At 69.5% G+C, this 19,116-nt stretch carries 15 protein-coding genes; 8 read left to right on the plus strand and 7 right to left on the minus strand.

Annotated elements, in window-relative coordinates; genetic code table 11:
• Positions 1-55: 55 nt before the first annotated feature.
• The 4 genes from rplI to rpsF all read right to left on the minus strand — a co-directional run bounded on the left by rplI (position 56) and on the right by rpsF (position 1,772).
• Positions 56-502, minus strand: a complete 447-nt coding sequence (gene rplI / locus BLW86_RS18815) for a 50S ribosomal protein L9 (RefSeq protein WP_053640001.1) — start codon at positions 500-502, stop codon at positions 56-58.
• A gap of 18 nt (positions 503-520) precedes the next feature.
• Positions 521-757: a 30S ribosomal protein S18 gene (rpsR, locus tag BLW86_RS18820; RefSeq protein ID WP_005315025.1), complete on the minus strand. Its 237-nt coding sequence runs from the start codon at positions 755-757 to the stop codon at positions 521-523.
• Positions 758-813: 56 nt separating this feature from the next.
• The gene (locus BLW86_RS18825) at positions 814-1,407 is read right to left on the minus strand and encodes a single-stranded DNA-binding protein (protein WP_093875112.1); all 594 of its coding nucleotides are present in this window, start codon (positions 1,405-1,407) and stop codon (positions 814-816) included.
• Positions 1,408-1,481: 74 nt separating this feature from the next.
• Positions 1,482-1,772, minus strand: a complete 291-nt coding sequence (rpsF, locus tag BLW86_RS18830) for a 30S ribosomal protein S6 (RefSeq protein ID WP_015034882.1) — start codon at positions 1,770-1,772, stop codon at positions 1,482-1,484.
• Positions 1,773-2,057: 285 nt separating this feature from the next.
• Here rpsF and BLW86_RS18835 point away from each other — a divergent pair, with 285 nt between their 5' ends.
• From BLW86_RS18835 to BLW86_RS18845, 3 genes are all read left to right on the plus strand, one after another.
• Entirely contained in the window at positions 2,058-2,360 is a 303-nt protein-coding gene (locus BLW86_RS18835) for a hypothetical protein (protein WP_093875113.1), read from the plus strand.
• A 120-nt stretch (positions 2,361-2,480) separates the two neighbouring features.
• A complete protein-coding gene (locus BLW86_RS18840; protein WP_030685738.1) occupies positions 2,481-3,599 on the plus strand; it encodes a lipid II:glycine glycyltransferase FemX in 1,119 nt (372 codons plus the stop codon).
• Positions 3,600-3,672: 73 nt separating this feature from the next.
• Positions 3,673-4,704, plus strand: a complete 1,032-nt coding sequence (locus BLW86_RS18845; RefSeq protein ID WP_093875114.1) for an alanine racemase — start codon at positions 3,673-3,675, stop codon at positions 4,702-4,704.
• Between the two features lie 82 nt (positions 4,705-4,786).
• Here BLW86_RS18845 and BLW86_RS18850 read toward each other — a convergent pair whose 3' ends face one another.
• Together BLW86_RS18850 and BLW86_RS18855 are read right to left on the minus strand one after the other, a co-directional pair.
• Positions 4,787-6,292 carry a glycosyltransferase family 87 protein gene (locus BLW86_RS18850; RefSeq protein WP_093875115.1) on the minus strand — a complete coding sequence of 502 codons (1,506 nt, stop codon included), beginning with the start codon at positions 6,290-6,292 and terminating at the stop codon, positions 4,787-4,789.
• 126 nt (positions 6,293-6,418) lie between these two features.
• Positions 6,419-9,169 (minus strand): transglycosylase domain-containing protein, encoded by a 2,751-nt coding sequence (locus BLW86_RS18855; RefSeq protein ID WP_093875116.1) that lies wholly within the window; start codon positions 9,167-9,169, stop codon positions 6,419-6,421.
• 371 nt (positions 9,170-9,540) lie between these two features.
• On the opposite strand from BLW86_RS18855, the gene BLW86_RS18860 reads away from it, so the two are divergent.
• From BLW86_RS18860 to BLW86_RS18870, 3 genes are all read left to right on the plus strand, one after another.
• Positions 9,541-10,221, plus strand: coding sequence for a PadR family transcriptional regulator (locus tag BLW86_RS18860; protein ID WP_093875117.1), 681 nt, complete (start codon positions 9,541-9,543; stop codon positions 10,219-10,221).
• Positions 10,222-10,269: 48 nt separating this feature from the next.
• Positions 10,270-11,352 (plus strand): inositol-3-phosphate synthase, encoded by a 1,083-nt coding sequence (locus BLW86_RS18865; RefSeq protein WP_093875118.1) that lies wholly within the window; start codon positions 10,270-10,272, stop codon positions 11,350-11,352.
• Between the two features lie 75 nt (positions 11,353-11,427).
• The gene (locus tag BLW86_RS18870) at positions 11,428-12,687 is read left to right on the plus strand and encodes an MFS transporter (protein WP_093875119.1); all 1,260 of its coding nucleotides are present in this window, start codon (positions 11,428-11,430) and stop codon (positions 12,685-12,687) included.
• An 87-nt stretch (positions 12,688-12,774) separates the two neighbouring features.
• On the opposite strand, the gene BLW86_RS18875 is transcribed toward BLW86_RS18870, so the two are convergent.
• Positions 12,775-14,217 (minus strand): CCA tRNA nucleotidyltransferase, encoded by a 1,443-nt coding sequence (locus BLW86_RS18875; protein ID WP_093875120.1) that lies wholly within the window; start codon positions 14,215-14,217, stop codon positions 12,775-12,777.
• Positions 14,218-14,460: 243 nt separating this feature from the next.
• Between BLW86_RS18875 and BLW86_RS18880 the strand changes: the two genes are divergently transcribed.
• Entirely contained in the window at positions 14,461-16,815 is a 2,355-nt protein-coding gene (locus BLW86_RS18880; protein WP_093875121.1) for a DUF6049 family protein, read from the plus strand.
• 45 nt (positions 16,816-16,860) lie between these two features.
• A complete protein-coding gene (gene murJ, locus BLW86_RS18885) occupies positions 16,861-19,092 on the plus strand; it encodes a murein biosynthesis integral membrane protein MurJ (protein ID WP_093875122.1) in 2,232 nt (743 codons plus the stop codon).
• Positions 19,093-19,116 lie beyond the last annotated feature (24 nt).

The raw sequence follows: 19,116 nt of genomic DNA on the forward strand, positions 1-19,116 counted from the left end.
ACCCCGAGGGGTGCGGCCCTTCCTCACTGCTGAGCGCAGACTGCCGAGGGCAGCGTTACGCGGCGACGACCTCGACGCCGAGCTTCGCGGCAACCTCGGGGTGCAGACGCACGGACACCTGGTGCGAGCCCAGGGTCTTGATCGGCGAACCGAGCTCGACGCGACGCTTGTCGACGTCGGGGCCACCCGCGGTCTTGATCGCCGAGGCGATGTCGGCCGGGGTCACGGAGCCGAAGAGACGGCCGGCGTCGCCGGAGCGAACGGCCAGGCGCACCTTCGTGCCCTCGAGCTGGGCCTTGATCTCGTTGGCCTGCTCGATGGTCGCGATCTCGTGGATCTTGCGGGCGCGGCGGATCTGCGCCACGTCCTTCTCGCCACCCTTGGTCCAGCGGATCGCGAAACCGCGCGGGACCAGGTAGTTGCGAGCGTAGCCGTCCTTGACGTCGACGACGTCGCCAGCGGCACCGAGGCCGGAGACCTCGTGGGTGAGGATGATCTTCATTTCTTGGTCACCCTTCCCTTATCGCGCGGTGGACGTGTAGGGCAGCAGCGCCATCTCACGGCTGTTCTTGACGGCCGTGGCGACGTCACGCTGGTGCTGCGTGCAGTTGCCGGTCACGCGGCGGGCACGGATCTTGCCGCGGTCGGAAATGAACTTCCGCAGCATGTTCGTGTCCTTGTAGTCCACGTACGCGGTCTTGTCCTTGCAGAACGCGCAGACCTTCTTCTTAGGCTTGCGCACAGGCGGCTTCGCCATGGTGTTTCTCCTGTGTGATCAAGAAGTGGGGGTACGAGCTGCTTCGAGGGCGTGCCCTAGAAGGGGGGCTCGTCCGAGTAGCCGCCGCCGGAGTTTCCACCCCAGCCGCCACCGCCGCCGCCCTGCTGGCCGCCGCCGGAGGAGGAGGGGCTGCCGGTCGCCCACGGGTCGTCGGCGGGAGCACCGCCACCACCCTGCTGGCCACCGCCGCCGGAGTTTCCACCCCAGCTGCCACCGCCGCCGCCCTGCTGGCCGCCGCCGCCGTATCCACCCTGGCCACCGCGACCGGTGGTCTTGGTGACCTTGGCCGTGGCGTTCTTGAGGCTGGGGCCGACTTCCTCGACGTCCAGCTCGTAGACCGTGCGCTTGACGCCCTCACGGTCCTCGTAGGACCGCTGCTTCAGCCGGCCCTGCACGACGACGCGCATGCCTCGCTGGAGCGACTCGGCGACGTTCTCCGCCGCCTGACGCCAGACCGAGCAGGTCAGGAAGAGGCTTTCGCCGTCCTTCCACTCATTGGTCTGGCGGTCGAAGGTGCGGGGGGTGGACGCGATACGGAACTTCGCGACCGCCGCACCGGACGGGGTGAAGCGCAGCTCGGGGTCGTCGACAAGATTGCCGACGACCGTGATGACGGTCTCGCCTGCCATGGGGGAACCTCTCGGCGGGTTTGCTTCTGGCTGCTTTGTTGCTACTCGAACCCGATGACCTCTGAGCTAGACGCTCAGTGGGTCTCGGGACGGAGGACCTTGGTCCGGAGGACCGACTCGTTCAGGTTGAGCTGGCGGTCGAGCTCCTTGACGACCGCAGGCTCGGCCTGCAGGTCGATGACCGAGTAGATGCCCTCGGGCTTCTTCTTGATCTCGTAGGCGAGACGACGACGGCCCCAGGTGTCGACCTTCTCGACCTTTCCGTTGCCCTCACGGACGACGGAGAGGAAGTTCTCGATCAGCGGGGAGACAGCGCGCTCCTCGAGATCGGGGTCGAGGATGACCATCACCTCGTAGTGACGCATGTGGAACCCACCTCCTTTGGACTCAGCGGCCACGGTCGTTCCGTGGCAGGAGGGTCGTGATGCGTAAGCAACGGTATCCGCCACCACTGACAGTCCCCCTCGGCGAGCGAGGAGCGCTGTCGGGGATCCCGGAGGGACCTGGGCAGACACCGGCGCAGCTGTACAGAGTACCCGCACATCGGCTTGCGGTTGAAATTCCCCGGGGAGGGGACGCAATCTGTACACAACGGATGTGGGCGGCGCTAGGATGCGCCGCCTTCCGGTAGCCACGCCAGGAGGTGCCCCATGGCACAGGCAATGCGACCCGACCCCGGCCACTCTCTCTTCGCGACCGACGGCAAACCCCACCCGCTCCAGGACACCCTGGTCGGCGTGACCCTGGTTCTCGGGATCCTCGCCTTCGTCACGGCGCAGTTCGACAACCTGCACCTGCTGAGTTCCTGGTCGGGCCTGATCGGCATCCTGACCGGCGCGTACGGACAGTTCATCTCCGTGACGACGCGCGAGCGCTTCGCTCTGATCGTCGGCCTCGGTGCGGCGGCGGTGGGCTTCTACCTCGGCATGGCCCACGGTGGCCTCTTCGGCTGAGCCCGACGGCACGTCGGGGCACACACACCCCATTCGGGGCGCTCCTCGGTCACAGTAGGCTTCGGCGCGAGAGCCGGAGCCCCTGACCGATGGGGACACACCTGCCGAGGAGCGCCCCGCATGAGCCTGACCCTGAGGACCATCAGCCGTGAGCAGCATCTGGCATTCATCCAGAGCCAGCCCGCCGCGAGCCACTGCCAGGTCCCGGCGTGGGCTGATGTGAAGACCGAGTGGCGCTCGGAGAACCTCGGCTGGTTCGACAAGTCCGGCGAGCTCGTCGGCGCCGGCCTGGTGCTCTACCGCCAGCTGCCGAAGATCAAGCGCTACCTCGCCTACCTGCCCGAGGGGCCGGTCATCAACTGGTACGCGCCCAACCTCGACGACTGGCTGCAGCCGATGCTGGCGCACCTCAAGCAGCAGGGCGCCTTCTCGGTGAAGATGGGGCCGCCGGTGGTCATCCGCCGCTGGGACTCGGCCGCCATCAAGGCCGGCATCCAGGACCCGGACGTCAAGCGCCTCAAGGACGTCGAGGCCACCCACATCGAGCCGCGCGCCTTCGAGGTCGCGGACCGGCTGCGGAAGATGGGCTGGCAGCAGGGCGAGGACGGCGGCGCCGGCTTCGGCGACGTGCAGCCCCGCTACGTCTTCCAGGTCCCGCTCGCCAACCGCTCGCTCGACGACGTCCTCAAGGGCTTCAACCAGCTGTGGCGCCGCAACATCAAGAAGGCCGAGAAGGCCGGTGTCGAGGTCGTCCAGGGCGGCTACGAGGACCTGGCCGAGTGGCAGCGGCTGTACGAGATCACGGCCGTCCGCGACCACTTCCGGCCGCGCCCGCTCTCGTACTTCCAGCGCATGTGGACCGTCCTCAACAACGAGGACCCCAACCGCATGCGGCTCTACTTCGCCCGCCACAACGGTGTGAACCTCTCCGCCGCGACCATGCTCGTCGTCGGCGGGCACGTCTGGTACTCCTACGGCGCATCCGACAACATCGGCCGTGAGGTCCGGCCCTCGAACGCGATGCAGTGGCGGATGCTGCGCGACGCGTACGCCATGGGCGCCACCGTCTACGACCTGCGGGGCATCTCGGACTCGCTCGACGAGACCGACCACCTCTTCGGACTCATCCAGTTCAAGGTGGGCACGGGCGGCGAGGCCGTCGAGTACGTCGGCGAGTGGGACTTCCCGCTGAACAAGCTGCTGCACAAGGCGCTCGACATCTACATGTCGCGCCGCTGACCGTTCCGTAGGCTTCGTAGTCTCGTACACACCTCTGACCCACCGCTGCCATCAGAAAGGTTCCGGGCCGGCCATGGCGCTCTCCCTCTACGTCGACACCGCTCGCTGGCGGGCGCACCAGAAGACCGTCATCGACCAGTTCCCGGGCCTCATCCCGGTGTGCAAGGGCAACGGGTACGGCTTCGGGCACGAGCGGCTCGCGGACGAGGCGGCCCGGTTCGGCGCCGACATGCTCGCCGTGGGCACCACGTACGAAGCCGCGAAGATCAAGGACTGGTTCGGTGGCGACCTGTTGGTCCTCACCCCCTTCCGCCGAGGTGAGGAACCGGTTCCGCTGCCCGACCGGGTGATCCGTTCCGTGTCGTCCGTGGACGGCGTCCACGCCCTGGTGGGCGCCCGGGTCGTGATCGAGTGCATGAGCTCGATGAAGCGGCACGGCGTGCGCGAGGAGGAGCTCCCGCAGCTCCACGCCGCCATCGAGGACGTCCGTCTGGAGGGCTTCGCCCTCCACCTGCCCCTGGACCGCCCGGACGGCACCGACGCGGTCGAGGAGGTCATCGCCTGGATGGACCGGCTGCGGACCGCCCGGCTGCCGCTGCACACCATGTTCGTGAGCCACCTGCGGGCCGAGGAGCAGGCCCGACTGCAGCAGCAGTTCCCGCAGACCCGGTTCCGCGCCCGGATCGGCACCCGGCTGTGGCTGGGCGACCACGAGGCCACGGAGTACCGGGGCGCCGTCCTCGACGTGACCCGGGTCGCCAAGGGCGACCGGTTCGGCTACCGCCAGCAGAAGGCCGCGTCGGACGGCTGGCTGGTCGTCGTCGCCGGCGGCACCTCCCACGGCGTGGGTCTGGAGGCTCCGAAGGCCATGCACGGCGTCATGCCGCGTGCCAAGGGCGTCGCCCGGGCGGGCCTCGCCACCGTCAACCGGAACCTCTCGCCCTTCGTCTGGGCCGGCAAGCAGCGCTGGTTCGCCGAGCCGCCGCACATGCAGGTGTCGATCCTGTTCGTGCCGGCCGACGCCCAGGAGCCCCGGGTGGGCGACGAGCTCGTGGCGCATCTGCGCCACACCACGACGCAGTTCGACCGTCTCGTCGAGCGCTGAGCCGGCCGGAAGGCACCGCCCGGCCGAGCCCGCCGAAACGAATCACCCCCGGGAGCCCTGCTCCCGGGGGTGATCGCTGTGCCTATTCGGGGGCGCCCCAGGGGTCGTCGGCGGTGCCCCAGCGCACCCGCTGCCCCTCCTCCACGGCCGGGGCGGCGTGGCGGGCCGGGTGTGCCGCCCTGCCCGCCACGGCGACGTCCTCGGCGCCGTCCAGGACGCCCCCCGAGGGATCGTCCGCGCCCTCCTGCCGGACGGGGTCCTTCTCGGGCGCCAGGATGTCGCGGACGACCATCGCGCACAGGTACAGCGTGCCGAGCAGGTGCAGGAGGATCGCGAACTGGTAGCCGTCCACCGGCAGGCCCTGCTTGTTGCCGCCGGCCGTGAACGCCAGGTACATCCAGATGCCGACGAAGTACGTGACCTCGCAGGCCTGCCAGACCAGGAAGTCCCGCCAGCGGGGCCGGGCGAGCGCGGCCAGCGGGACCAGCCACAGGACGTACTGCGGCGAGTAGACCTTGTTCGTCAGCACGAACGCGGCGACGATCAGGAAGGCCAGCTGGACGAAGCGCGGCCTGCGGGGCGCCGTGAACGCCAGGAACACGAGGCCCGCCACCGCCACCGCCATCAGCAGCAGCGCGTACAGATTGGCCCGGCCCGGCGTGATCACGTCACCGGTCCGCTGGCTGACCAGCAGCCAGATCGAGCCGAAGTCGACGTTCCGGTCCCGGCTGAAGAGGTAGAACTGCTTCCACCCCTCCGGCGCGAGCAGCATCACGGGCAGGTTCACGACCAGCCAGGAACCCAGGAAGCCGAGCACCGCGATCCCGTACGCCCGCCACTTCCCGGCCCGCCAGCAGAGCAGCAGCAGCGGACAGAGGAGCAGTATCGGGTAGAACTTGGCGGCGGTGGCCAGGCCCAGCAGGATCCCGAAGGCCAGCGGCCGGCTCCGCGACCACATCAGGACGGCGGCGGCGGTCAGCGCGACGGCCAGTATGTCCCAGTTGATCGTGGCCGTGAGTGCGACCGAGGGCGCGAGGGCGACCAGCAGACCGTCCCAGGGGCGCAGGCGGTGCGTCCGGGCCACACAGACCGCCAGGACGGCCGCGCACACCATCAGCATGCCGGCGTTGACCAGCCAGTACGACTGCTCCTGCCCGCTCGTGTCGCCGCCGCCGGGCGTCAGCCAGGCCGCGACCTCCATGAAGAGACCCGTCAGGACGGGGTACTCCAGGAACGGTATGTCGCCGCCCAGCCGGTCGAAGTACGGGACCAGGCCCTCCGCGAAGCCCCGCCCGACGAAGAGGTGCGGGATGTCCGAGTAGCAGGCGTGGGTGTACTGGGAGGTCGTTCCGCGGAACCAGGCCCAGTTGTAGCAGGGCAGCTTCTGCACCATGCCGAGGGCGTACATGCCGAGGGCCACGAGCGCGATCACCCGCACCGGCGTCAGCTGCCCGGTGCCGGCCGTCGCCCGGCGCCCGTAGGGGCCGCCGATCAGTTCGCTGCCCGCTGCGGCCACCTTGTCCCGGTGGGTGGGGATGACCGTCTGCGAGCGGTCCCGCGGCGCGCTCGACTTCTGGAGGCTCGGCATGGGGGACATCCTGCCGTACGTCCCCGGGAAAACGGCGAGAGCCGCCGCGGCCGGTCCGTACGGAAGGTACGGAGCGGCCGCGGCGGCTCTCAGGACGTGCCCGGATCCGTCGCCGAGGCGAAGGGATCAGGGGACCCAGGCCCCGCCAGGTCTACCGTTCCCGCCGCCACCGGAGGTGTCCGTCGGCGAGTCCGTCGGCGTCGGTGACTCGGTGGTGGGCGCCGTCGTGGTGGGTTGCCCGGTGTTGCCGCCCGCGCCTCCCGGGTTGTTGCAGTTCCAGTCGAAGATGTCGCAGGTCGTCTTGCCCGGCTTCGGCGACTTGGTCGGCTTCGTCGGGGGAGTCGTCGTCGGGGTGGCCGGGGGAGTCGTCGACGGCGTCGACGACTCGGTGGGCGTCTGGGTGGCCGTCGGGGTCGGCGTCGGGCTCTGGGCGCCGCCGCCGAAGACGGGCTTGGCGCCCTCCAGCTTCTCCGGCTTCGGGAAGTCCACGACGGGCATGTCCTTCACGGCGTCCGTCATGTACTCCCGCCAGATGCGCGAGGGGAACGAGGAACCGTGGATCGTCGGCTGGTCACCCGTGCCGTACATCTTCTCGAACTTACGGCCCTGCTTCGTCTCGTCGTCGTCGAAGCGGTACATGTCGATCGCCGTCGCCAGCTGCTTCGTGTAGCCCACGAACCAGGCCGACATGTTGTCGTCGGTCGTACCGGTCTTGCCGGCCACCGCACGGCCCGGGATGCGCGCCTTGCGGCCGGTGCCCCGGTCGTCGTCCACGACGGACCTCAGCACGTCGGTGACGTTGCTGGCGATGGCCGGGCTGAAGGCCGTCTTGGGCTTGGCCTCGTGCTTGTTGATGACGACGCCGCTCCGCTTGACCATCTCGACGGAGTACGGGTCGTTCTGCTCACCCTCGTTGGCGAAGGTGGCGTACGCGCCGGCCATGCGGATGGCGCTCGGGCTGGAGACACCGAGGGAGAAGGAGGGGAACTCACCCTTGACGAGGGATTCCTCGCGGAGGCCGGCCCTCATGGCCGCGTCGCGGACCTTGTCGATGCCCACGTCCATGCCGAGCTGCACGTACGGCGAGTTGGCGGACTTGATCATGGCGTAGCGCAGGGAGATGGGGCCGTAGCTGGCGTTCTCGTCGTTGCTCTGCTTCCACTCGTCCCCGTTGTCGTCGCGCCAGATCTCCCCGTTGTACTTGCGGATCGTCAGGTCGTCGTTGCCGTTGTAGAGGCTCTTGTCCGGATCGACGATCGTGCGCTCGGACGCGTCCTGGTCCCGACCGAGCCTCTTGTCGCGGACGCCGTCCCTCATCGCGGCGGCGAGCACGAAGGGCTTGAACGTCGACCCGACCTGGGCACCGGTGCTGTCGGCGTTGCTACGGAAGTGCTTGGTGGCGTCGACGCCACCGTAGATCGCCACGATCTTCCCGGTCGCCGTGTCGACCGAAGCGCCGCCGAACTGGACGTGCGTGTCCGTCTTCGGCCGCTTCTTCGGGTCGATGTTCTCCTCGATGACGTTCTTGATCGTGGCTTCCATCTTGTCCACCTTCTTCTTGTCGAAGGTGGTGTAGATCTCGTAGCCGCCGCGCTGGAGCTGCTCCTCGGTGATTCCGAACTGGTTCTTCATGTTCTGGTCGGCGGTGGAGACCAGATAGCCGATCTGGCCGCTCAGGTTGGCGCTCTTCCGGGGCGGCAGGACCTTGGGGAAGGTGGTGTACTTCGCCCGCTCCGCGGCCGAGATGTGCCCGTCCTTCTCCATCTCGTCGAGGATCCACTTCCACCGCTTGGTGGCCCGCTCGGTGTTCGCCTTGGCCGTGGCCTGGGGATCGATCTCGGGGTAGCCGGCGGGGTCGTAGTACGTCGCGCCCTTCAGCACCGAGGCGAGCAGCGCCGACTCGCTGGGGTTGAGCTTGCCGACGTCCTTGTTGAAGTAGGCGCGGGCCGCCGCCTGGATACCGTACGCACCACGCCCGTAGTACGAGGTGTTCAGATAGCCGGCCATGATCTGGTCCTTGCCGACCTCGTTGCCCACCTTCATGGAGATGAAGAGTTCCTTCACCTTCCGGGTGATGGTCTGCGACTGGTCGTCGAGGCGGTTGTTCTTCACGTACTGCTGGGTGATGGTCGAACCACCCTGGGTCTCGCCGCCCTTGGCCATGTTCCACACGGCGCGGGCGATACCCATGGGGTCGACGCCGGAGTCGTCCCAGAAGGTCTTGTTCTCCGCCGAGATCACCGCGTTCTGCATGGACTTCGGAATCTCCGCGAACGGGACGATCTGACGGTTGGTGCCACTGCCCGTCGCGACCATGCGGGAGCCGTCGGCCCAGTAGTAGATGTTGTTCTGCGATTTCGCGGTGTCGGCCTCCTTGGGGATCTCCACCTTGGAGTACGCGATCGTCGCGGCGCCCATCAGGGTCGCCACGAAGAACAGGAACGTGCCCGTCACGAGCTTCCACGACGGCATCCAGCGACGCCAGCCGTACTTGTTGTGGCGCGGGTAGTCGATGATCCGCTTCTTGCCCGGCGGACGACCGCCGCCACCGCCGCGACCCGGACCGCCACCGCGACCGCCGCCACCGCCACCGCGCCGTCCCCCACCGGGACCGCCGGGGCCCCCGGGGCCGGAATCGGCTCCCCTGCGGCGGCTGCCGCGCTGGGCGGCCCGCCGGGCCTCCGCGCGCCCTCCGTAGGGACGCTGCTCCTCTCCATGGGAGGAGGGAGGTCCGTACGAGGCCGAAGGGGCCCCCGTACCGACGTCATGGGCCGGGGCCGACCTGCGGCCCATCGGCTGTTGGGCAGCGCGCCGTGCCGCCGCGCGACCGCCCGTCGGCGGCTGCTGCGGCGGCATTTTGCGACGATGCTCGCTCATCGAACGACTACTCCTCGGGCAGGCGCGTACGCCTGGAAGCGGCAGTTGAGTTCCGGTCCCCCCGAAATGCGCACGCGGGAACCCCATCGGAGGTCCCCCCGTACCGCAGCCGGTCACCCGCAGCACTGACGCCCCACGGCGTCGCTCGGTTCCCGGTGATCTGCATGCCGCACAGACTACGCACGGCCAAAACCCGCCTAGAGCCGGAGTTCACCCCAAAACGGGCAAGCCGATCGCTGTGAATTGACGATGTGACGCCGGTCACGGCGGTCCCGCTTGTCGAGACAGGGAGGCCGTTCTATCGTGCTGATGTATCGAGTCGATACATCAGCACGGCATAAGGGCCCCGAAGGCGGAGGAGGAGGCGACGGATGAGCAGACGCTCCGGCATCCTCGAGTTCGCCGTTCTCGGCCTGCTGCGCGAGGCCCCCATGCACGGGTACGAGCTGCGGAAGCGCCTCAACACCTCGCTGGGCGTCTTCCGGGCCTTCAGCTACGGGACGCTGTATCCCTGCCTCAAGACGCTGGTCGCCAACGGCTGGTTGATCGAGGAGCCGGGCAGCGCCCCCGAGGAGGCCCTCGCCGCCTCGCTCGCAGGACGCCGGGCCAAGATCGTCTACCGGTTGACCCCGGCAGGTAAGGAGCACTTCGAGGAGCTCCTCTCCCACACCGGCCCGGACGCCTGGGAGGACGAGCACTTCGCGGCGCGCTTCGCCTTCTTCGGACAGACCGAGCGCGAGGTGCGGATGCGCGTGCTCGAAGGGCGCCGCAGCCGACTGGAAGAGCGCCTGGAGAAGATGCGCGCCTCCCTGGTCCGGACCCGCGAGCGCCTGGACGACTACACGCTTGAGCTGCAGCGCCACGGCATGGAGTCCGTGGAGCGCGAAGTGCGCTGGCTGAACGAGCTCATCGAGAGCGAGCGGGCAGGGCGGGATCAGCGATCCGGCCCCGATGCCCCCGCTCGGCACGACAACGATTCTGGAGAAACGGGCGGCCTGCCCCGGCACGGGGGCAGTACCCGGCCGGATCCGTCCGACGACACCGCCAAGTGAAACCCTGCGCACAGCAGGGCTTCCACGATCACACAGGGAGCAACCGGAATGGGTTCGGTTCGCGTAGCCATCGTCGGCGTGGGCAACTGCGCCGCCTCGCTGGTCCAGGGCGTCGAGTACTACAAGGACGCCGACCCGGCGGCCAAGGTGCCCGGCCTGATGCACGTCCAGTTCGGCGACTACCACGTCGGTGACGTCGAGTTCGTCGCCGCCTTCGACGTCGACGCGAAGAAGGTCGGCCTCGACCTCTCCGACGCCATCGGCGCCAGCGAGAACAACACCATCAAGATCTGCGACGTCCCGAACAAGGGCGTCACGGTCCAGCGCGGTCACACGCTCGACGGTCTCGGCAAGTACTACCGCCTGACCATCGAGGAGTCCGCCGAGGAGCCGGTCGACGTCGTCCAGATCCTCAAGGACCGCCAGGTCGACGTCCTCGTCTGCTACCTGCCCGTCGGTTCCGAGGAAGCGGCGAAGTTCTACGCCCAGTGCGCCATCGACGCCAAGGTCGCCTTCGTCAACGCCCTCCCGGTCTTCATCGCCGGGACCAAGGAGTGGGCCGACAAGTTCACCGAGGCGGGCGTCCCGATCGTCGGCGACGACATCAAGTCGCAGGTCGGCGCGACCATCACGCACCGCGTGATGGCGAAGCTGTTCGAGGACCGCGGTGTCCGTCTTGAGCGCACGATGCAGCTCAACGTCGGCGGCAACATGGACTTCAAGAACATGCTGGAGCGCGACCGCCTCGAGTCCAAGAAGATCTCGAAGACGCAGGCCGTCACCTCGCAGATCCCGGACCGCGAGCTGGGCGAGAAGAACGTCCACATCGGCCCCTCGGACTACGTGGCCTGGCTGGACGACCGCAAGTGGGCGTACGTCCGCCTCGAGGGCCGCGCGTTCGGCGACGTCCCGCTGAACCTGGAGTACAAGCTCGAGGTGTGGGACTCCCCGAACTCGGCGGGTGTCATCATCGACGCCCTGCGCGCCGCGAAGATCGCCAAGGACCGCGGCATCGGCGGCCCGATCCTCTCCGCCTCCTCGTACTTCATGAAGTCCCCGCCGGTGCAGTACTTCGACGACGAGGCCCTGGCCAACGTCGAGAAGTTCATCAAGGGTGAGGTCGAGCGCTAAAGCGCCGCACGCTTGTCGATCGAGGGTCCCCGAGGCACTGCCCGGGGGCCCTCGTCGTATGTGAGTCTTGCTGCCATGTCCGTCGTACGTGATCTGCGCGTACTCCTGCGCCTGCGGAACTTCCGCCGCCTGCTCGCCGTCCGGCTGCTCTCCCAATGCGCCGACGGCACCTACCAGGTGGCCCTGGCCACGTACGTCGTCTTCTCCCCCGAGAAACAGACCTCACCCGGCGCGATCGCCTCCGCCATGGCGGTGCTCCTGCTCCCGTACTCGCTCGTCGGGCCCTTCGCCGGAGTGCTCCTCGACCGCTGGCAGCGCCGCCAGGTCTTCCTGTACGGCAACCTCCTGCGCGCCCTGCTGGCCTGCGGGACCGCCCTTCTCGTCCTCGCCTCCGTGCCGGACTGGCTCTTCTACGCCTCCGCCCTCTCCGTCACCGCCGTCAACCGGTTCGTCCTGGCAGGGCTCTCGGCCTCCCTCCCCCGTGTCGTCGACGAAGAGCGGCTCGTGATGGCGAACTCGCTCTCGCCCACCGCGGGCACCCTCGCCGCGACCCTGGGCGGCGGCCTCGCGTTCGGCGTCCGGCTCCTCGCCGACAACTCCGACGCGGTCGTCGTGGCCTTCGGTGCCGTCCTCTACCTCTGTGCCGCCCTGGCCTCCCTGCGGATGTCCCGGGAACTCCTCGGCCCCGATGCCGCCCCCGTGCCCCAACCCCTCGCCTCGGCCCTGAAGTCGACGGCCCACGGTCTGGCCGCGGGCATGCGGCACCTCGCCGAACGACGCCCCGCAGCCCGGGCACTCGTCACGGTGGCCCTCATGCGCTTCTGTTACGGCGCCCTGCTCGTCACCGTGCTCATGCTCTGCCGCTACGCCTGGAGCTCCACGGACTCCGACGGCCTCGCCCTTCTCGGGCTCGCCGTCGCCGCGTCCGGTGCCGGCTTCTTCGCGGCCGCCGTCCTCTCGCCCTGGGCGATCGGAAGGTTCGGGCCCTTCGGCTGGATGACCGTGTGCACGGCCGCGGCCGCCGTCCTCGTGCCGGCACTCGGGCTGACCTTCACCCCGGCTCCCTTCCTCGTCGCCGCCTTCGTGCTCGGGCTCATCACCCAAGGGGCCAAGATCGCGACGGACACGGTGGTCCAGAGGGCCGTGGACGACCCCTATCGGGGGAGGGTCTTCTCCCTCTACGACGTGCTGTTCAACGTCGCCTTCGTGGGCGCGGCGGGGGTGGCGGCGTTGATGCTGCCACCCGACGGCCGGTCGCCCCTGCTGGTCGTGCTGGTGGCCCTGGTCTACGCGGCGATCGCCGTGGCCTTGCGACGGGAAAGCCGGAAGGGGTGATGTTTCACGTGAAACACCACCCCTCCAGAGCGTCGATCGGGTCCCTGTTTCACGTGAAACACGGGCCCGTCCGGTCGCCGTCCCTGCTCAGTCGCGCGCTGCCCACCATTCCTTGAGCGCGGCGACGGCCTGGTCGTGCTCCATGGGACCGTTCTCGAGCCGGAGTTCCAGCAGGAACTTGTACGCCTGGCCGATGGCCGGACCCGGTCCGATGCCCAGGATCTCCTGGATCTGGTTGCCGTCGAGGTCGGGTCGGATCGCGTCCAGCTCCTCCTGCTCCTGGAGCTGGGCGATGCGGTCCTCAAGGCCGTCGTAGGCGCGGGAGAGCGCACCCGCCTTGCGCTTGTTCCGCGTGGTGCAGTCCGAGCGGGTCAGCTTGTGCAGCCGCGAGAGCAGCGGCCCGGCATCGCGGACGTAGCGCCGCACGGCGGAGTCGGTCCACTCGCCGGTCCCGTAGCCGTGGAAGCGGAGGTGCAGCTCCACGAGCCGCGAGACGTCCTTGATCATCTCGTTGGAGTACTTGAGCGCGGTCATGCGCTTCTTGGTCATCTTCGCGCCGACCACCTCGTGGTGGTGGAAGGAGACGCGGCCGTCCTTCTCGAAGCGGCGGGTGCGCGGCTTGCCGATGTCATGGAGCAGGGCGGCGAGGCGCAGCACCAGGTCGGGGCCGTCCTCCTCCAGGTCGATCGCCTGGTCGAGCACGGTCAGCGAGTGCTCGTAGACGTCCTTGTGCCTGTGGTGCTCATCGCTCTCCAGACGCAGCGCCGGCAGCTCGGGCAGCACGTGGTCGGCGAGGCCCGTGTCCACGAGGAGCCCGAGGCCCTTCCGGGGGTGCGCCGAGAGCAGCAGCTTGTTGAGTTCCTCACGGACGCGCTCGGCGGAGACGATCTCGATCCGGCCCGACATCTCCTTCATGGCCGTCACGACCTCGGGGGCGACCTCGAAGTCCAGCTGCGCGGCGAACCGGGCGGCCCGCATCATGCGCAGGGGGTCGTCGGAGAAGGACTCCTCCGGCGTGCCCGGGGTGCGCAGGACCCGGGCGGACAGGTCCTCGAGACCGCCGTACGGGTCGATGAACTCCTTCTCGGGGAGGGCCACGGCCATGGCGTTGACGGTGAAGTCACGCCGGACGAGGTCCTCGTCGATGGAGTCGCCGTAGGAGACCTCGGGCTTCCGGGAGGTCCGGTCGTACGCCTCCGAGCGGTACGTGGTGACCTCGACCTGGTAGCCCTCCTTCTGGCAGCCGACGGTCCCGAAGGCGATGCCGACCTCCCACACCGCGTCGGCCCACGGACGGACGATCTTCAGTACGTCCTCGGGGCGGGCGTCGGTGGTGAAGTCCAGGTCGTTGCCGAGCCGGCCGAGCAGCGCGTCCCGCACCGAGCCGCCGACCAGCGCGAGGCTGAACCCGGCCTCCTGGAAACGGCGGGCGAGGTCGTCGGCGACAGGGGACACACGCAGCAGTTCACTGACCGCGCGGCGTTGCACCTGGCTCAGTGCAGTCGGGGTGTCTTCGTTGGCGTTCGGCACAACAGAAAAGGGTACGTGCCCCGGCTCACCGCGATGTCCTCGTTTTCCGTCGGGTGAGGGCGAGCGGCGTCCGCTCTCCGCCGGGCGGGGGTGCACGGCGGTGTCGGCGGCGGTCGGTCGAAGATCGGCTGGAGCACTCCCCGGCACTTGCCCCCGGCGTGCCTCGTTACCATGCCTGGACACAGCAACCGGGAACCACCGACACCACTGGCACCACAGACAACGACGAGGACGGGCGAACGCGTGGCCGAGGCGGCAGACATCCAGGGAACCGGTCCCTCACCTGCCCGCCGATGGCTGCGGCGCACGATCACCGTCGCCTTCGGGGCGCCGCTCCTCGCCGGCCTGCTCCAGGCCCCGGTCGTCGCCGCTCCGGCGGCCACCTCCGAGGACGGCACCGGCTCCAGGACCGTCGATGTGTCACTCGACACGCTGGCCCCGAGCGCTCCCGTCGCGGGCGACACCGTCACCGTCACCGGCACGGTGACCAACCGGGGCAAGAAGACCGTCACCGACGCGACCGTGAACCTGCGCGTCGGGCCGAGGATGACGAGCCGCAGCGAGATCGAGCAGGTCACGGGGCGCACCGGTTTCCGGAACGACAGCGACCCCGCTCCCGTCGAGGACGCCCCCACCGTCAAGATCCCCCGGCTGGGAGCCGGCCTCAGCACCGACTTCTCGCTGTCCGTCCCCGTCTCCGAGCTCGGACTCGACGAGGAGGGCGTCTACCAGCTGGGCGTCTCCCTCACCGGGCAGACCTCGGACCGGCAGTACGACCGGGTGCTCGGCATCGAGCGGACCTTCCTGCCGTACCAGCCGGAGGCCACCGAGAAGAAGACCCAGGTCGCCTACCTCTGGCCGCTGATCGCCTCGGCGCACGTCTCGGCGCAGACGGCCACGGACGACCAGCAGACCCCGGTCTTCGAGGACGACGCCCTGGCGGCCGAGCTGCGTCCGGGCGGGCGCCTGGACCAGCTGGTCACGCTGGGCAAGGACCTGCCGGTCACCTGGGTGGTCGACCCGGACCTGCTGGCCTCCGTCGACGCCATGGCGAACGGCTACCGCGTCAAGGACGGCGACCTGGACGTCGCAGGCAAGAACCAGGCCGTCGCCGAGCGGTGGCTGGACGCGCTGGAGAAGGCGGTCCAGGGGCACAAGGTCGTCGCCCTGCCCTTCGCGGACCCCGACCTGGCCTCGCTGGCCCACCGGGGCAAGGACGTCCCCGGCTCCCTCGGCCACCTCCAGTCGGCGACCGCCCTGGCGGGCGTGACGGTCGAGACCGTCCTCCACGTGCCGGCGTCCACCGACTTCGCCTGGCCCGCCGACGGAGCCGTGGACCCCTCCATCGCGGCGGTCGCGACCTCGGCCGGCGCCGACAAGGTGATCGCCCGGAGCGACAGCGTCCGCGACGACCTTCCCTACACGCCCACGGCCGCCCGCCCCCTCGGCAACGGCAGCACCACGGCCGTGGTGAGCGACGCCCTCCTGTCCACCGCCTTCGACGGCGACATGGTCCGCGCGGAGAACTCCACGCTCGCGGTCCAGAAGTTCCTCGCCCAGTCCCTGGCGGTCACCCTGGAGCAGCCGGAGGACCAGCGCAGCATCGTGGTCGCCCCGCAACGGATGCCGACCGCAGCCCAGGCGCAGGCCATGGCGACCGCCCTGAAGGGCCTCTCCGGCCGGCGCTGGACCCAGCCGACCGACCTCCTCGCGGCCGCCGCGGCCAAGCCGGACCCGGACGCCTCCACCACGGTGCCGAGCAGCTCCCGCTACCCGAAGGCGCTGCGCGACCGGGAGCTTCCGGTCCAGGCCTTCCGTGACATGAAGACCACCCGGGACGAGCTGGACGACTTCAAGGTCATCCTGACCCAGCCGGAGCGCGTCGTGACGCCGTTCGGCAACGCGATCAACCGCGAGATGTCGACCTCCTGGCGCGGTGAGGCCCGGGCGGCCGCGATCTACCGGAACAACGTCCTGGACTACCTGCAGACCCTCACCAAGGGCGTCCAGCTCGTCGACAAGTCCGACCTCACGCTCTCCGGCCGCAGCGCGACGATCCCCGTGACCGTCCAGAACAAGCTGCTCCAGGGCGTGGACAACCTGGTGCTGCGCCTCACCTCCGCCAACAAGAACCGACTGGAGCTGAACGGCGACAGGTACGCCGAGCTCCCGGTGAAGGTCGGCGGCGGACACAGCCAGTCGGTGAAGTTCACCGCCTCGGCGAACGTCAACGGCCAGGTGCCGATGACGGCCCAGCTCTACACCGAGGACGGCACCCCGTACGGGCAGCCGATGGACTTCACCGTGAAGGTCTCCGAGATCACTCCCACGGTGATGCTCGTGATCGCCGGCGGTGTCCTCCTCCTCGTTCTCGCCGGCGTGCGCATGTACAGCCAGCGCAAGCGGGTGGCCGCCCGGAACGCCGAGGCCGAGGCGGCCGAGGCCACCGAGGACGACACCGCTTCGGAGCCCGGCCGGGACGAGCCCGGCGAAGAGGAGTCCTCCGGGGACGAACCCGTGCAGCCGAGTGACCCGACACCGGACACCGGACCCGAAAGCGGCGACCCGTCGGGCCCGAGTGAGAAAGTGGACCGTTGAGCGATGTCGTGGCCGGTCGGCCGGGGACGATGAGGTGGGGTAACCATGAACGCGCCGTACGACGGTGACCGCGGCCAGGGCCCGGGCGGCCCTGCGCCGTCCGGTGGGACGCCCGCGGCCCCTCCCGGCGCCGGCCACCCGCCGGTGCCGCCCCCGCAGGGCCAGGAACCCTACGCACAGAACCCGCAGGGCCAGGACCCCCACGCGCAGAACCCGTACGCCCAGGATCCCTACGTCCAGGACGCCTACGCCCACGACCCGTACCGGGCCCAGGACATGTCCGCGCAGGACCCGGTGACCGAGGCGCTCTACGACCGCGCCGCGCACCCGCCGCCCCCGCCCGGCACCTACCAGGACCCGCACGCGCTCTACCAGCAGCCCGCCGCGCCGCAGCACGCCCCCGACCCCCGGGTGTGGGCGCAGACCCCGGCGCCCGAGCCGGACGGCCCCTCGCGTCATCTGCCGTACGGCGACGACGCGCGCACGGTCCAGTTCACCGGGGTCGACGACCTGGTGACCCGGGCCGGTGAGGAGGAGCCCGAGCCGGACGCGTTCGCGCACCTCTACCGGGACCAGCAGGCGCCCGGGCAGGTGCCCACGCCCACCCAGGAGCCGGACCCGCTGCCCGCGCCCGCCCCCAAGAAGTCCGGCCGTGCCTCCGGACTGCTGAAGTCGAGCGCGGTGATGGCGGCCGGCACCCTGGTCTCCCGGCTGACCGGCTTCGTCCGCAGCCTGGTGATCACCGGCGCGCTCGGCGCGGCCCTGCTCGGCGACACCTTCACCATCGCCTACACCCTGCCGACGATGATCTACATCCTCACCGTCGGCGGCGGCCTCAACTCGGTCTTCGTCCCCCAGCTCGTCCGCTCGATGAAGAACGACGAGGACGGCGGCGAGGCCTACGCCAACCGTCTGCTCACCCTGGTCATGGTGGCGCTCGGCCTCATCGTGGCCCTGGCCGGCTTCGCGGCGCCGCTGCTGATCCGGTTGATGTCGAACACCATCGCCGACGACGCCGCGGCCAACAGCGTGGCCGTGACCTTCGCCCGCTACTGCCTGCCCACGATCTTCTTCATGGGCGTGCACGTGGTGATGGGCCAGATCCTCAACGCCCGCGGCAAGTTCGGCGCGATGATGTGGACCCCGGTCCTCAACAACATCGTCATGATCGTCACCTTCGGCCTGTTCATCTGGGTCTACGGCACCTCCGCCGAGTCCCACATGGGCGTGCAGACCATCCCGGACGAGGGCATCCGCCTGCTCGGCATCGGCACCCTGCTCGGCCTCGTCGTCCAGGCCCTGGCGATGATCCCGTACCTGCGCGAGACGGGCTTCCGCTTCCGTCCCCGCTTCGACTGGAAGGGCCACGGGCTCGGCAAGACGGTCAAGCTGGCCAAGTGGACCGTCCTCTTCGTCCTCGCCAACCAGGCGGGCGTCCTGGTCGTCACCCAGCTCGCCACCGCCGCCGGTGAGGAGTCCGGGAAGAACGGTGCGGGCTTCCTCGCCTACTCCAACGCCCAGCTGATCTGGGGCATGCCGCAGGCCATCATCACGGTCTCCGTCATGGCCGCGCTGCTGCCGCGGATCTCCCGCGCCGCCCACGACGACGACCCCGGCGCCGTCCGGGACGACATCTCGCAGGGCCTGCGGAACTCGGCCGTCGCGATCGTCCCGGTCTCCTTCGCCTTCCTGGCGCTCGGCGTCCCGATGTGCACCCTGCTCTACGCCTCCAGCGGTGTCGAGGCCGCCCAGGGCATGGGCTTCATCCTGATGGCCTTCGGCCTCGGCCTGATCCCCTACTCCGTCCAGTACGTCGTGCTCCGCGGCTTCTACGCCTACGAGGACACCCGGACGCCCTTCTACAACACGGTGATCGTCGCCGCCGTCAACGCGGCCGCCTCGGCGATCTGCTACGTCGTCCTGCCCGCCCAGTGGGCGGTCGTCGGCATGGCCGCCTCGTACGGGCTCGCCTACGCCGTCGGCGTCGGCATCGCGTGGCGCCGGCTCAGCAAGCGCCTGGGCGGCGACCTGGACGGCACCCACGTGATGCGGACCTACGCGCGGCTCTGCATGGCCTCCGTGCCCGCCGCGATCGTCGCCGGCGCCGTCGGTTTCGGTCTGCTGAAACTGCTCGGCGAGGGCGCCCTGGGCTCGCTCGCCGCCCTCGTGGTCGGCGGGGCGGTGCTCCTCGGCGTCTTCTTCGTCGCGGCGAAGCGCATGCGGATCGCGGAGCTCAACAGCATGGTCGGCATGGTCCGCGGACGTCTGGGACGCTGAACCAATGGTCCCGCACAACCATCG

The organism is Streptomyces sp. TLI_105, from assembly GCF_900105415.1.
GTDB lineage: Bacteria > Actinomycetota > Actinomycetes > Streptomycetales > Streptomycetaceae > Streptomyces.